Origin of the sequence: Citrobacter sp. Marseille-Q3906, from assembly GCF_916618775.1 — a bacterium.
Classification (GTDB): domain Bacteria; phylum Pseudomonadota; class Gammaproteobacteria; order Enterobacterales; family Enterobacteriaceae; genus Citrobacter; species Citrobacter murliniae.
Genome location: NZ_CAKAKA010000003.1, coordinates 780478 through 794123, shown reverse-complemented (window position 1 = coordinate 794123; position 13646 = coordinate 780478). Strand labels below are relative to the sequence as shown.

13 protein-coding genes and 1 tRNA gene are annotated in these 13646 nt (G+C 49.8%); 8 read left to right on the top strand and 6 right to left on the bottom strand.

All coding sequences use genetic code 11. The features are described 5' to 3' along the window. Positions 1 to 5: 5 nt before the first annotated feature. Positions 6 to 599 (top strand): XTP/dITP diphosphatase, encoded by a 594-nt coding sequence (locus LG384_RS21165; RefSeq protein WP_045447394.1) that lies wholly within the window; start codon positions 6 to 8, stop codon positions 597 to 599. Next, entirely contained in the window at positions 592 to 1728 is a 1137-nt protein-coding gene (gene hemW, locus LG384_RS21160) for a radical SAM family heme chaperone HemW (RefSeq protein ID WP_045447397.1), read from the top strand. The genes LG384_RS21165 and hemW overlap by 8 nt, the downstream gene beginning before the upstream one ends. 82 nt (positions 1729 to 1810) lie before the next feature. Here the strand turns inward: hemW and ansB are convergent, their stop codons facing one another. The 4 genes from ansB to trmB all read right to left on the bottom strand — a co-directional run bounded on the left by ansB (position 1811) and on the right by trmB (position 4860). Next, positions 1811 to 2857, bottom strand: coding sequence for an L-asparaginase 2 (gene ansB, locus LG384_RS21155; RefSeq protein WP_045447400.1), 1047 nt, complete (start codon positions 2855 to 2857; stop codon positions 1811 to 1813). Positions 2858 to 3045: 188 nt separating this feature from the next. Beyond that, positions 3046 to 3765 (bottom strand): DUF2884 domain-containing protein, encoded by a 720-nt coding sequence (locus tag LG384_RS21150; RefSeq protein ID WP_225761462.1) that lies wholly within the window; start codon positions 3763 to 3765, stop codon positions 3046 to 3048. Positions 3766 to 3814: 49 nt separating this feature from the next. Next, positions 3815 to 4141 (bottom strand): YggL family protein, encoded by a 327-nt coding sequence (locus LG384_RS21145; RefSeq protein WP_045447406.1) that lies wholly within the window; start codon positions 4139 to 4141, stop codon positions 3815 to 3817. Then, positions 4141 to 4860: a tRNA (guanosine(46)-N7)-methyltransferase TrmB gene (gene trmB, locus LG384_RS21140; protein WP_045447409.1), complete on the bottom strand. Its 720-nt coding sequence runs from the start codon at positions 4858 to 4860 to the stop codon at positions 4141 to 4143. The genes LG384_RS21145 and trmB overlap by 1 nt, the downstream gene beginning before the upstream one ends. 160 nt (positions 4861 to 5020) lie before the next feature. Between trmB and mutY the strand changes: the two genes are divergently transcribed. The 4 genes from mutY to LG384_RS21120 all read left to right on the top strand — a co-directional run bounded on the left by mutY (position 5021) and on the right by LG384_RS21120 (position 9025). Further along, positions 5021 to 6073, top strand: coding sequence for an A/G-specific adenine glycosylase (mutY, locus tag LG384_RS21135; protein WP_225761461.1), 1053 nt, complete (start codon positions 5021 to 5023; stop codon positions 6071 to 6073). A gap of 27 nt (positions 6074 to 6100) precedes the next feature. After that, positions 6101 to 6376, top strand: coding sequence for an oxidative damage protection protein (locus LG384_RS21130; protein ID WP_045447415.1), 276 nt, complete (start codon positions 6101 to 6103; stop codon positions 6374 to 6376). 94 nt (positions 6377 to 6470) lie between these two features. Next, complete coding sequence (gene mltC, locus LG384_RS21125) at positions 6471 to 7556, top strand: membrane-bound lytic murein transglycosylase MltC (RefSeq protein WP_136345243.1); 1086 nt, start codon at positions 6471 to 6473, stop codon at positions 7554 to 7556. 212 nt (positions 7557 to 7768) lie between these two features. Beyond that, on the top strand, positions 7769 to 9025 hold the full coding sequence (locus tag LG384_RS21120; protein WP_045447421.1) for a nucleoside permease: 1257 nt from the start codon (positions 7769 to 7771) through the stop codon (positions 9023 to 9025). A gap of 56 nt (positions 9026 to 9081) precedes the next feature. Here LG384_RS21120 and LG384_RS21115 read toward each other — a convergent pair whose 3' ends face one another. Then, entirely contained in the window at positions 9082 to 11217 is a 2136-nt protein-coding gene (locus LG384_RS21115; RefSeq protein WP_225761460.1) for an ornithine decarboxylase, read from the bottom strand. 469 nt (positions 11218 to 11686) lie between these two features. Here LG384_RS21115 and LG384_RS21110 point away from each other — a divergent pair, with 469 nt between their 5' ends. Together LG384_RS21110 and LG384_RS21105 are read left to right on the top strand one after the other, a co-directional pair. Then, positions 11687 to 12394: a DUF554 domain-containing protein gene (locus tag LG384_RS21110; protein ID WP_225761459.1), complete on the top strand. Its 708-nt coding sequence runs from the start codon at positions 11687 to 11689 to the stop codon at positions 12392 to 12394. A gap of 105 nt (positions 12395 to 12499) precedes the next feature. Continuing rightward, positions 12500 to 12575, top strand: a tRNA-Phe gene (locus LG384_RS21105). Between the two features lie 276 nt (positions 12576 to 12851). On the opposite strand, the gene LG384_RS21100 is transcribed toward LG384_RS21105, so the two are convergent. Next, positions 12852 to 13571, bottom strand: coding sequence for a hypothetical protein (locus LG384_RS21100; protein ID WP_200009983.1), 720 nt, complete (start codon positions 13569 to 13571; stop codon positions 12852 to 12854). Positions 13572 to 13646: the final 75 nt, after the last annotated feature.

Genomic DNA, 13646 nt, shown 5'->3' with positions numbered 1-13646 from the left:
ATCCCATGCAAAAAGTTGTCCTCGCAACCGGCAATGCCGGTAAAGTGCGTGAGCTCGCCTCTCTCCTGAGCGATTTCGGGCTTGATGTTGTCGCCCAAACAGATCTGGGCGTTGACTCCGCTGAAGAGACCGGCCTGACTTTTATTGAAAACGCCATTCTGAAGGCGCGTCATGCTGCGCAAATCACCGGACTGCCGGCAATTGCCGATGACTCGGGTCTGGCTGTCAACGCCCTGGGCGGCGCACCAGGCATCTATTCCGCTCGCTATTCAGGAGAAGATGCTACCGACCAACAGAATCTGGAAAAGCTGCTGCACACCCTGCGGGATATCCCTGAAGAGAAACGTCAGGCACAGTTCCATTGCGTGCTGGTGTATATGCGCCATGCGGACGATCCAACGCCAATTGTTTGTCACGGAACCTGGCCGGGCGTGATTACCCGCGAGCCTGTCGGAAACGGCGGTTTTGGCTACGACCCGATCTTCTTTGTACCGTCTGAAGGTAAAACCGCGGCAGAACTGACTCGTGAAGAGAAAAGCGCCATCTCCCACCGCGGACAAGCGCTGAAGCTGCTGCTGGATGCCCTGCGTAATGGTTAAGCTTCCACCACTGAGTCTTTATATTCACATCCCGTGGTGTGTGCAGAAATGCCCCTACTGCGATTTCAATTCGCATGCGCTGAAGGGTGAAGTTCCCCATGATGACTATGTTCAGCATCTGCTGAGCGATCTGGATGCCGACGTTGCGTACGCACAAGGTCGTGAAGTAAAGACGATTTTTATTGGTGGTGGCACGCCAAGCCTGCTCTCAGGGCCGGCAATGCAAACGCTGCTGGATGGTGTGCGCGCACGCCTGAATCTGGCGGCTGATGCAGAAATCACGATGGAGGCGAATCCCGGTACAGTAGAAGCCGATCGCTTTGTCGATTATCAACACGCTGGGGTGAACCGTATCTCCATAGGTGTGCAGAGTTTCAGCGCAACTAAACTTGAGCGCCTGGGACGTATACACGGGCCGGAAGAAGCCAAACGCGCCGCTAATCTGGCGAACGGTCTGGGGCTTCGCAGCTTTAATCTTGATCTGATGCACGGCTTGCCGGATCAGACCCTGGAAGAGGCCCTGGGCGATTTGCAGCAGGCGATCGCGCTCAACCCGCCTCATCTATCATGGTATCAGCTCACCATTGAACCCAATACTCTCTTTGGCTCACGCCCTCCGGTATTACCGGACGATGACGCGCTGTGGGATATTTTTGAGCAGGGCCATCGGTTGCTGACCGCCGCCGGGTATCAGCAGTATGAGACATCAGCCTATGCTAAGCCGGGTTATCAGTGTCAGCACAATCTGAACTACTGGCGTTTTGGCGACTATCTTGGTATTGGCTGCGGAGCTCACGGCAAAGTCACTTTTCCAGATGGACGCATCCTGCGCACCACCAAAACGCGACACCCGCGCGGATATATGCAGGGGCGCTACCAGGAAAGCCAGCGTGATGTGGCGCAGACCGACAAACCATTCGAGTTCTTTATGAACCGTTTTCGTTTACTTGAAGCCGCGCCGCGTGCTGAATTTACCCAATATACCGGGCTTACCGAAGACGTTATTCGTAAAGAGATTGATGAGGCTATCACGCAGGGGTATCTGACAGAGAACGAAGAGTTCTGGCAGATTACCCGACACGGTAAGCTGTTTTTAAACTCTCTGCTGGAATTGTTTTTAGCGGAATAACACTGAAAATAGCCAGGCCTGATGGCGCTGCGCTTATCAGGCCTGGGGGCTTAGAGACGATAAGCGCAGCTATCTTTATAGATTAATACTGATTAAACATCGTCTGGATCTGTTGCGGATCTTTGGTTTGCGTCAACGCCAGTTGCAACAGCACACGTGCTTTTTGCGGGTTCAGCGAACCTGAAGCGACAAATCCGTATTTCGCATCATCGATTTCAGCATCCTGCGTGGTGGCACCTGTTGGTACACGGGAAGAACGCACAACCACGGTACCTTTATGCGCGGCAGTCGCCAGGGTATCGAAAATCGTTTTATACAGGTTACCGTTACCTACACCCGCACTGACGATCCCTGCATAACCTGCGTCTACCAGCGCTTTTGCCGGCAGATCAGAAGCATTAGCGTAGTTGTAGATAATCCCCACTTTCGGCAGTTCTGTCAGCTTAGACACATCGAACGGCGTAGAAGTAGTGTGCTTACGGGCAGGCGTACGCTGGTAGTCAATTTTGCCGTTATGGATGTATCCCAGCGGGCCGTAGTTAACGGATTTGAAGGTAGCAACATCAGTGGTATTGGTTTTGGTCACATCACGACCATCCAGTACGGTGTCGTTCATCACCACCAGCACGCCACGGTTTGCAGAGGCTTTATCTGCCGCCGTTACCACCGCGTTATACAGGTTAAACGGACCATCGGCGCTCATTGAAGTAGATGGACGCATTGCACCTACCAGTACCACCGGTTTGTTGCATTTGACTGTCAGGTCGAGGAAATATGCGGTTTCTTCCATGGTGTCCGTACCATGCGTGACTACGAAACCGTCGGTTTTATCACATTCAGCATTGATCTTCTTCGCCAGCGTTAACCAGACTTCATCGTTCATATCCTGGGAGCCGATATTCACAACCTGCTCGCCTTTGACCACAGCGATATCTTTCAGTTGCGGCACCGCATCTACCAGATTTTCTACACCGACTTTGCCTGCCGTGTAGTTGGATTTTGTTGCGGAATCACCACCGCCAGCAATCGTTCCGCCAGTGGCTAAAATGGTGATGTTAGGTAATGCCAGCGCCGCGCCGCTGAATCCCATAACCAGTGCAGCAAGTGCCGTTTTCCTGAAAAACTCCATGTTATTTCTCCAGTTACTTGAATTTGCCGCATTATGTCTATCTCACAGATGAATAATGTGACATTGTCCAATTAACCAGATTTATATTTCCATGAAATTGTCGTTCTTAGAGGTGGATATCAAAATAACAGGAAAATACAAAATAAAACGGCACAGAATGTTTCTGTACCGTTAAAGAGAAGTGAATGTTATTTCAGACCGTTAACTAATGCCTTACGGTCATCTTCCAGCGTTACGACGCGCGCGCAAACATCTTTGCCAAACTGCTGGAAATCTTGTTCCTGATTCTTCCATTCGTTCTGGATTGACGTTTGCAAGCCGCCGAGGCTACCGAGCACGCCCTGCAACGGGTTACCGCCGCCTTTGAGCACGGCTTTCGCTCCCATTTCGTTAATGCTGTCTTGCAAAATGCCGCCCATCGCCTGGTTCACCAGCTGTTGCCCGTCAGCGCGGACCTGATCTATCGCCTTATAATGGAAGGTCAGACCATCGGAGCGATGCTCGATTATCCGGTTCATCTGATCTTTCAACTGAGCATCAAGCTTGGTTAAACGACCGCGCATATTACTGCTTTCGCCCACTTCTTTGGCGATGATTTTATCCAGTGCCACGCGACCTTTCTCAACGCGCGCTCTGGCACCTTCGTCAATCCACGGCAGACTGCTACGCAACGCCGCCTGATAATCTTTCGCCTGCTCACGCTGCGCAGCGCTCAGGGTGTATTGTTTACCGTTGAAGGTGACATTGCCGGTCGGCGTAATAACCAGATCGCCGTTTTCACCTTTCACCTGCACCGTTTGCGGACTTAAAATCACATCGTCTCGTGGAGTGACACTGCACTTGTAATCAGCATGTGCGGCCATCGCCGTGAACGTTAGGAGTGCCGCCAGCAGCGTTTTGCGCATCATATCTATCCCTCAATACAAATCGGGCCGGCATTTGCCGACCCTTTGCTACTTAGTCCCACCAAACATCGAAAAGTTCGCTGGTACGCACGTCTTCAAGTTTATGCTCTTCCAGCCACTTACGGACAATCGCCTGATGTTCTTCAGTACATTTGCCAATTTCCTGCAGGCAGATCAGACCTTCCCAGGCCAGATAGCCGCTGCCGTCAAAGGCCAGTTTGTTCGGCTCGATAACTTCATTGATAAGGTCATCAACGATTTTATCAACCTGCTCTTCAGATGTGCCTTCCGGGAAACGCCATGCAACCGAAAATCCTAATTCCTGGAATTCGTCGATATGCATTTTTTTACGCAGACGACGGCTACGGTTCTTTGCCATTATTTCACCCTCTCGAACATTAAGTCCCATACGCCATGGCCAAGACGATGACCACGTTGTTCAAATTTGGTTACCGGGCGCGATTCCGGGCGCGGTACATAATCGTTACTCTCTGACTGGTTTTTATATCCGTCAATGGAGGACATCACTTCAAGCATGTGTTCCGCATAGGCTTCCCAGTCGGTAGCCATGTGGAAAACGCCGCCCAGTTTCAGCTTGCTTTTAACAAGCTCAGCAAATGGTACCTGAACGATACGGCGTTTATTATGACGTGCTTTATGCCACGGGTCAGGGAAAAAGAGCTGAACCATTGATAAAGAATTGTCAGGAATCATTTTGTGCAGTACTTCAACGGCATCATGGCACATCACGCGCAGGTTCTCGACACCCTCTTCATGAGCTGAGGCCAGACACGCGCCGACGCCCGGAGAGTGCACTTCAATGCCGAGGAAATTCTGTTCCGGACGAGCTTTAGCCATGGCCACCAGCGAAGCGCCCATACCAAAACCAATCTCAAGTGTCACTGGCGCTTCACGGCCAAACAGCGCGGCAAAATCCACAGGCTCTTCGCTAAACTCAACGCCCATCACCGGCCAGTAGTTTTCCAGCGCGTGTTCCTGCCCTTTGGTCAGTCGCCCCTGGCGACGAACAAAACTACGAATCCGGCGCAGAGGGCGGCCGTTTTCATCAAATTCCGGTGAAATGACGTCGTTCTTCATAAAAGTTTAGTCTGCTGTGTTTGAGTTCTGAAAACGGGCATTATCCAAAGTTAGTTGCCGGATGCAAGTAAAGGAAGAAAGTGAGCAGCGGAAAGTTCCGGTTTACACCCCGTTGCCGCTGTGCTGCAATCTTGCCCCCAGTCATTATGAAACGGTAACCATGCAAGCGTCTCAATTTTCAGCTCAGGTATTGGGCTGGTACGACAAATACGGACGGAAAACGCTGCCCTGGCAAATTGACAAGACGCCTTACAAAGTATGGCTCTCTGAGGTCATGCTGCAACAAACGCAGGTTGCGACAGTTATTCCTTATTTTGATCGCTTTATGGCGCGCTTCCCGACGGTTACTGACTTAGCACAGGCACCGCTGGATGAGGTCCTTCATTTATGGACCGGTCTGGGTTATTACGCCCGTGCTCGTAATCTCCATAAAGCCGCTCAGCAGGTAGTGACGCTACACGGCGGAACGTTTCCGCAAACCTTTGATGAAGTTGCAGCCCTGCCAGGCGTCGGGCGTTCTACCGCTGGCGCGATCCTTTCGCTTTCTCTGGGTCAGCATTTTCCGATTCTCGACGGCAACGTTAAACGCGTGCTGGCTCGCTGTTATGCTGTCAGCGGTTGGCCAGGTAAAAAAGAGGTCGAGAAAAAGCTCTGGGATTTGAGCGAACAGGTTACGCCAGCTAAAGGCGTTGAGCGGTTTAATCAGGCAATGATGGATTTAGGGGCGATGGTCTGTACGCGTTCGAAGCCCAAATGTTCCCTGTGCCCGCTAGAAAATGGCTGTGTGGCTAGTGCCAACACAAGCTGGTCACTTTACCCCGGTAAAAAACCCAGACAGACATTACCAGAACGTACAGGCTATTTTTTACTGGTGCAGCATGATGATCAGGTATTGCTTGCGCAGCGCCCACCAAGCGGTTTATGGGGCGGATTGTACTGTTTTCCGCAGTTTGAAGATGAAGATGGGCTACGTCAGTGGCTGGCGCAACGGCACATTAACGCAGATAATCTGACCCAACTTAATGCGTTTCGCCACACCTTTAGCCATTTCCATTTAGATATTGTGCCTATGTGGCTTCCCGTGTCTTCATTCACCTCATGCATGGATGAAGGCAATGCGCTCTGGTATAACTTAGCGCAACCGCCGTCGGTAGGACTGGCGGCTCCCGTGGAGCGTTTGTTACAGCAATTACGTACCGGTACGCATGTTTAACGTGTCGGTTAATAGAGAGGATTTTTTATGAGCAGAACGATTTTTTGTACTTTCCTGCAACGCGATGCAGAAGGTCAGGATTTTCAGCTGTACCCAGGCGAACTGGGAAAACGCATTTACAACGAGATTTCGAAAGAAGCGTGGGCACAGTGGCAGCATAAGCAAACCATGCTGATTAACGAAAAGAAACTGAATATGATGAACGTCGAACACCGTAAGCTGCTGGAACAGGAAATGATTAACTTCCTGTTTGAAGGTAAGGACGTGCATATTGAAGGCTATACGCCGGAAGATAAAAAATAAGCATCTCTTGCTGACAATTTCGTAGGCCGGATAAGGTGCTCACACCACCCTCCGGCAAAACGATACAACAACAAACACAACACGCACTCCCGGAATGATGAAAAAATTTCTCGCGCTTGCCGTTATTGCGCCGTTGCTCATCTCCTGTTCCAGTTCGACCAAAAAAGGCGATACCTATAACGAAGCCTGGGTCAAGGATACCAACGGTTTTGATATTCTGATGGGGCAATTTGCTCATAACATTGAGAATTTGTGGGGATTCAAGGAAGTACTGATTGCGGGTCCGAAAGACTACGTAAAGTATACCGATCAGTATCAAACCCGCAGCCACATCAACTTTGATGACGGTACGATAACCGTTGAGACCATCGCCGGGACAGATCCCGCCGGACACCTGCGTCGGGCGATCATCAAGACATTGCTAATGGGCGATGATCCCGGATCTATCGATCTCTATTCCGATGTCGATGATATCAAGATTTCCAAAGAGCCGTTCCTGTATGGGCAGGTGGTTGATAATACCGGTCAGCCCATTCGCTGGGAGGGGCGTGCAACAAACTTCGCGAATTACCTGCTACAAACGCGACTTAAGAGCCGCAGCAACGGCCTGCGCATCATCTATAGCGTGACGATCAATCTGGTGCCAAACCACCTTGATAAGCGAGCACATAAATATATCGGCATGGTACGGCAGGCATCGCGGAAGTACGGTGTCGACGAATCGCTGATTCTGGCAATCATGCAGACCGAATCGTCCTTTAACCCGTATGCTGTCAGCCATGCCGATGCGTTGGGGTTAATGCAGGTGGTACAACACAGCGCCGGGAAAGATGTATTCCGCTCTCAGGGGCGTTCGGGTACGCCAAGCCGCAGCTTCCTGTTTGATCCGGCCAGTAACATTGACACGGGTACAGCCTATCTGGCGATGCTCAACAATGTCTATTTGGGCGGTATTGATAATCCGACCTCGCGCCGCTATGCGGTGATCACCGCCTATAACGGCGGGGCGGGTAGCGTGCTGCGCGTTTTCTCCAGCGATAAGATTCAGGCCGCAAATATTATCAACAGCATGTCCCCGGGGGATGTTTATCAAACCCTGACTACGCGACATCCATCCGCAGAATCACGTCGTTATCTTTACAAGGTTAATTCCGCACAGAAAACCTATCGTCGACGTTAACATCGTCCTCTCCTGACACCTCCGCTAACGGATGTCAGGAGAGCAAAAATGTTAACTCCGTCACTCTTTTACCTTGCAATTAGAAATTGTTTGCAAATATTTGTCACAGCTAACAAAAAAAGAGTGTCTCTCATTGATAGAATCACATCATATTGCAACGGCAAATGTGCCTTTTAAAACATTCATCCGCATTACGGTGTGAGGAAATTAACATGAATCTTAAGCTGCAGCTGAAAGTCCTCTCCTTTCTGCAGTTCTGCCTGTGGGGTAGTTGGCTCACGACCCTCGGCTCTTATATGTTTGTCACCCTTAAATTCGATGGTGCATCCATTGGCGCAGTGTATAGCTCCCTGGGGATTGCCGCCGTATTTATGCCAACGCTGTTAGGGATCGTGGCTGACAAATGGATCAGTGCAAAATGGGTTTATGCACTTTGCCACCTGGTCGGCGCAGGAACACTGTTCGCCGCCGCCGAGGTCACCACGCCAGGGGCCATGTTCTTTGTGATCTTGCTTAACTCACTGGCCTATATGCCAACGTTAGGGCTAATCAACACTATCTCTTACTATCGCCTGCAATCTGCCGGGATGGATATTGTCACCGACTTCCCGCCAATTCGTATCTGGGGCACCATCGGCTTTATTCTGGCCATGTGGGCGGTAAGCTTCTCTGGCTTTGAACTGAGTCATATGCAGCTTTACATCGGCGCGACATTATCCGTGGTACTGGTACTGTTTACTCTGACACTGCCGCATATTCCGGTTGCCAATCAGCAAAAAAACCAGAGCTGGACGTCAATGCTCGGCCTGGATGCATTCGCGCTGTTTAAAAACAAGCGTATGGCTATTTTCTTCATCTTCTCAATGATGCTGGGTGCAGAGCTGCAAATTACCAATATGTTCGGCAATACCTTCCTGCACAGCTTCGATAACAACCCACTGTTCTCCGGTAGCTTTATCGTTGAACACGCCTCGGTGATGATGTCGATTTCGCAGATTTCTGAAACCCTGTTTATCCTGACCATCCCGTTCTTCTTAAGCCGTTACGGTATCAAGAACGTCATGCTTATCAGTATCGTGGCGTGGATGCTGCGCTTCGGTCTGTTTGCTTACGGCGATCCGACTCCGTTCGGTACCGTGCTGCTGGTTCTGTCGATGATTGTTTACGGTTGTGCTTTCGACTTCTTCAACATCTCGGGTTCCGTATTTGTGGAAAAAGAAGTGCGACCTGAAATTCGCGCCAGCGCACAGGGTATGTTCCTGATGATGACCAACGGCTTCGGCTGTATTCTGGGCGGTCTGGTGAGCGGTAAAGTGGTTGAGTACTATACACTGAATGGTATTACTGACTGGCAGACCGTGTGGCTGATCTTCGCAGGTTATTCACTGGTTCTGGCGTTCGCTTTCGTGGCACTGTTTAAATACAAACACGTTCGCGTACCGGCTGGTTCTCAACCCGTCGCGCATTAATCTTCATTTATTGGAAAAGGTCACCTGTCGGTGACCTTTTTTTTGCCGGATGGCGCTTACTTCAAGACGTAGCCAAACAGACGCTTAATTCCGTCAGCATCGGTCTCACTGTAGACCCCTTGCAGCTCCGGCGAGAATCCTGGGAGCAGGTTAACGCCCTCTTCCAGCGCCAGAAAATAACGCTGAACCGCCCCACCCCATACTTCTCCCGGTACCACGCACAGCACACCAGGAGGATAAGGCAGCGCGCCTTCTGCCGCAATGCGACCCGCGGCATCACAAATACGCACCAGCTCAACGTCACCACGGATAAAGGCACTGTGGGCGTCCTGCGGATTCATCGCCACGACCGGCAAACTCTCCTGACGGAACATCGCCTTTTGTAGATCCTTCACATCAAAGCTGACGTACAGATCGTGCATCTCCTGGCACAGCTCACGCAGCGTGTAATCCCGATAGCGTACCGGGTATTTGTTGGTGATGGTAGGCAGCACATCAGCCAACGCCGTGTCGTCCTCAATATGCTGTTCAAACCGCGCCAGCATAGCTACCAGTTGCGCCATTTTCTCTGCGCTTTCTGCAGGCGTCAGCAGGAACAGAATTGAGTTGAGGTCGCATTTCTCCGGCACGATGCCATTTTCGCGCAGATAATGCGCCAGAATCGTTGCCGGGATGCCGAACTCGGTATATTGCCCGGTCTGCGCATCAATGCCAGGAGTGGTCAGCAACAGTTTGCAGGGATCGACAAAATACTGGTCGCACGCGTAACCGGAAAAACCATGCCATTTCGCGCCCGGTTCAAAGCTAAAGAAGCGACGCTCGCTGGCGATGGTTTTCGTCGGATAGGTTTCCCACGGTTTGCCATCGATCACGGGGGGAATAAAGGGCTGGAGCAGCTTACAGTGGGCAATGATAGCTTTACGTGCCTCAATCCCCATCTCCACGCATTCTGCCCACAAACGACGCCCGCTCTCTCCTTCATGGATTTTAGCGTTAACATCCAGCGCGGCAAATAACGGATAAAACGGGCTTGTAGAGGCATGCAGCATAAACGCGTTGTTCAGACGTTTGTGCGGGCAGAAACGCGCCTGACCACGAATATGGTTATCTTTTTTGTGGATCTGCGAGGTTTGCGAGAACCCGGCCTGCTGCTTATGCACCGACTGGGTAACAAAAATCCCCGGATCGTTAGCATTAAGCTCCAGCAACAACGGCGATCCATCGGCCATCATCGGAATAAACTGCTCGTATCCGACCCAGGCAGAATCAAACAGGATGTAATCACACAGACTGCCAATCTTGTCGATCACCTGCCGGGCGTTGTAGATCGTCCCGTCATACGTGCCAAGCTGAATAATTGCCAGACGGAACGGGCGCGGCTGTTCGGCCTTTTGCGGTGCAACCTCCCGGATCTGCTGGCGCAAATATTCCTCATTAAAACAGTGCTCATCAATGCCACCAATAAAGCCAAACGGATTGCGTGCCGCCTCCAGATAAACCGGCGTGGCTCCAGCCTGAATCAGAGCACCATGATGGTTCGACTTGTGGTTATTACGGTCAAATAGCACCAGATCGCCACGCGTCAGTAACGCATTAGTCACCACTTTATTTGCAGCCGATGTGCCATTCAGAACAAAGTAGGTTTTATCCGCATGGAAAACTTTAGCGGCAAATTTTTGCGCATGTTTGGCCGCCCCTTCATGGATGAGCAGATCGCCCAGTTTGACGTCAGCATTGCACATATCCGCACGAAACAGATTTTCGCCAAAAAACTCGTAGAAATGACGACCCGCTGGATGCTTCTTGAAAAACTCGCCATGCTGATGTCCCGGGCAAGCAAAGGTGCTGTTCCCCATTTCAACATACTGAGTCAACGTGTCATAAAACGGCGGCAACAGCTCTTCCTCATAACGACAGGCTGCGGACTCAAGCTCCAGCCAGTCCTGTGCATTACCGCGAATAATTGCCTCAACGCCTGCAGGTAAATCCACATCAGTCTCTGAAAAAATAAACACGGGCAAATGAAAACCTGTGCGTTTAAGCAACGAAAGGATCCCACTGCGGCTGTCCGCAACAGTAATGACGACTGCCGCAACATCAGTAAAATCGGTACTGTCCAGCGACACCACCTGACGATGGGTAGACAGGCGAGAGACCAGTTCACCACTGGCGGCAATATTCATTGATTTCATAAGCGCAAAAACCCGTTTCGGGAAAGTCAAAAGCCCCGGGCAAAGCTGCATTGCTCCGCCCTACGAAATGACAGGTCAAACTGGTAACCAGCCCCGACCGCCAGACATCAGTAAAAGCAGATAGCCTCTGATTTTACTGTTATCCTGCAGTGAGCGTGCGTTGCCGTCACCGCATAGTGGGAGAGTGAAAAAATATCGCAGGAAGGGGCAATCTTCGCGCATAAAGGCGATGTTGAAGGCGATGTAGGGGGAATATATTCATCCCAGGCAGCCCCGTCAGACAGGAGAAAATTCGCGCAATTTTGGCACCTTTAACTATCAGGCGCAAGACAAAATCCTATGCATATATCTTGCAGATAAACACCCATTTTTCCGATCGATAGCGTCATAATAATGCAATCTGAAAACATAAACACACCCGGGCCATTGCCTTTAGCATCAAGACGATAACGGGTAATCAGGAGCGAATGTGGTAATCGGACCTTTTATTAATGCCAGCGCCATTTTATGTGGCGGTGTTCTCGGCACACTACTCAGCCAGCATTTACCAGAACGTATTCGAGTCTCAATGACCTCTATTTTCGGGCTGGCCTCTCTGGGTATTGGGATTTTACCGGTAATTAAGTGCGCCAATCTGCCAGTCATGGTTCTGGCAACGCTGGTCGGCGCGTTAATCGGCGAGATTTGTTATCTGGAAAAAGGGATTAACGCTGCTGTAGCTAAAGCACAACAGGTTTTCACCAGATCAGATGTAAATGCAACGCATGAGTCTTTTATCCAAAGCTATGTAGCAATCATTGTGCTTTTTTGCGCCAGCGGTACCGGGATCTTTGGGGCGATGCATGAAGGGATGACTGGCGACCCTAATATTTTAATCGCTAAGTCTTTTCTCGATTTCTTCACCGCCGCCATCTTCGCCTGCTCGCTGGGTATTGCGGTATCAGCCATTTGCGTGCCGGTGCTGGCAATCCAGTTAACTCTGGTCACCTGTGCTGCGTTGATTTTGCCACTGACAACGCCTGCAATGATGGCCGATTTTAGCGCTGTAGGCGGATTATTGCTGCTGGCAACCGGCTTACGCATTTGTGGAATCAAAATGTTCGCGGTCGTTAATATGCTTCCCGCTCTGCTACTGGCAATGCCGCTTTCCGCTGCATGGACTGCATTTTTTGCCTGAGAATGCGTGCAATACCAGCAATCTGGTGATAGATTGTGCAGTCTGCATTGAATTGAAGAAATTTCGTTGACGAAACGAAGCGAATCGGTTTTAATGCGCCTCGTTGCCCGGATAGCTCAGTCGGTAGAGCAGGGGATTGAAAATCCCCGTGTCCTTGGTTCGATTCCGAGTCCGGGCACCAAAATTTAGAAAAACCAGCCTTAGGGCTGGTTTTTTGCTTTCTGAAGGATGCAGTAGATTTGTGGTCGTTCTGACTGCAAATGTCACCAACCTCTCGCTGAGCGGCGCTCGTTTTTTTGATACAAGGTGTGGCAACGTTTTGCTCAGCAGTAGGTGCTTCCGGACGAAATACCGGCTTGTGACTGAAGCCCCGGAACTATTAAAAAGTATGCATAATTAAAATGAGTATGCTCACATATCCACTGATATCTGCATATAAATAGTTCATAACGCGTGTTCAACGAACAAGCGTCTCACTATCATTCAAAACCTCAATTTTTTTTAGCATTTCCAGATACACTTTATGAACCCCTATTGCTTGCCCAATAGCGCATGGAGGAATAGCATTTTCTGATCTGGAAGAACTCTCCCGACGAGGAATACTATATGCATACCAACTGAAATAACCATTGACCTGGAGGTCATTGATAGCATCCAGCATATCCACGCTCATTGAGGAACCATAGCGATCTACCAGTCTATCAAGACGATTAATACCAGATGTTATATGAGTACGAAATATATCATTCCATGTGCCGCCATCAGGCACAGAGAAGAAAGTCTTTGGTCGCAATTCCAGGCATGTGTTCTGAGCCTTTTCCAGCATCGGCTTCTTAAGCATTAAATCAAAAGAGATGTTGTTATCACTGATGTATTTACCACCATTATTTTCAATGTAAAGACTTCGAAAAGGTGATGCTATAGAATTCAAACTTTTTGATATTTCTAAGTTTATAATTTTGCCAAGCTTTTGTTTTTCTAATTTAATATGTTGTTCATTTTCACGCTGTTGATACGTAGAAACAAATGAGTAAATGAGTGCAAAAACTACTAAAGCGAGTGTGAAGCGTCCTGGAATCGTAAGTTTTTTTAGGCCGGACTCATTCTTGTCCCATGTATTACCGATAATTGCTATCAGAGCAGAACCGAAAGCCAGAAAAATTGGAATGTATTCCATATATAACTCCTTAAAAACTGTTCTAAATAATATTAGAACACAAAAAAACCAAGTTCGCTATAAACCGCAGTAAAT

Bases quoted from the DNA above. Each gene is read 5' to 3' on its own strand.
- mutY (WP_225761461.1), top strand. From the start codon at position 5,021: ATGCAAGCGTCTCAATTTTCAGCTCAGGTATTGGGCTGGTACGACAAA.
- LG384_RS21165 (WP_045447394.1), top strand. From the start codon at position 6: ATGCAAAAAGTTGTCCTCGCAACCGGCAATGCCGGTAAAGTGCGTGAG.
- LG384_RS21145 (WP_045447406.1), bottom strand. From the start codon at position 4,141: ATGGCAAAGAACCGTAGCCGTCGTCTGCGTAAAAAAATGCATATCGAC.
- hemW (WP_045447397.1), top strand. From the start codon at position 592: ATGGTTAAGCTTCCACCACTGAGTCTTTATATTCACATCCCGTGGTGT.
- LG384_RS21100 (WP_200009983.1), bottom strand. From the start codon at position 13,571: ATGGAATACATTCCAATTTTTCTGGCTTTCGGTTCTGCTCTGATAGCA.
- mltC (WP_136345243.1), top strand. From the start codon at position 6,471: ATGATGAAAAAATTTCTCGCGCTTGCCGTTATTGCGCCGTTGCTCATC.
- ansB (WP_045447400.1), bottom strand. From the start codon at position 2,857: ATGGAGTTTTTCAGGAAAACGGCACTTGCTGCACTGGTTATGGGATTC.
- LG384_RS21130 (WP_045447415.1), top strand. From the start codon at position 6,101: ATGAGCAGAACGATTTTTTGTACTTTCCTGCAACGCGATGCAGAAGGT.
- LG384_RS21115 (WP_225761460.1), bottom strand. From the start codon at position 11,217: ATGAAATCAATGAATATTGCCGCCAGTGGTGAACTGGTCTCTCGCCTG.
- LG384_RS21150 (WP_225761462.1), bottom strand. From the start codon at position 3,765: ATGATGCGCAAAACGCTGCTGGCGGCACTCCTAACGTTCACGGCGATG.
- trmB (WP_045447409.1), bottom strand. From the start codon at position 4,860: ATGAAGAACGACGTCATTTCACCGGAATTTGATGAAAACGGCCGCCCT.
- LG384_RS21120 (WP_045447421.1), top strand. From the start codon at position 7,769: ATGAATCTTAAGCTGCAGCTGAAAGTCCTCTCCTTTCTGCAGTTCTGC.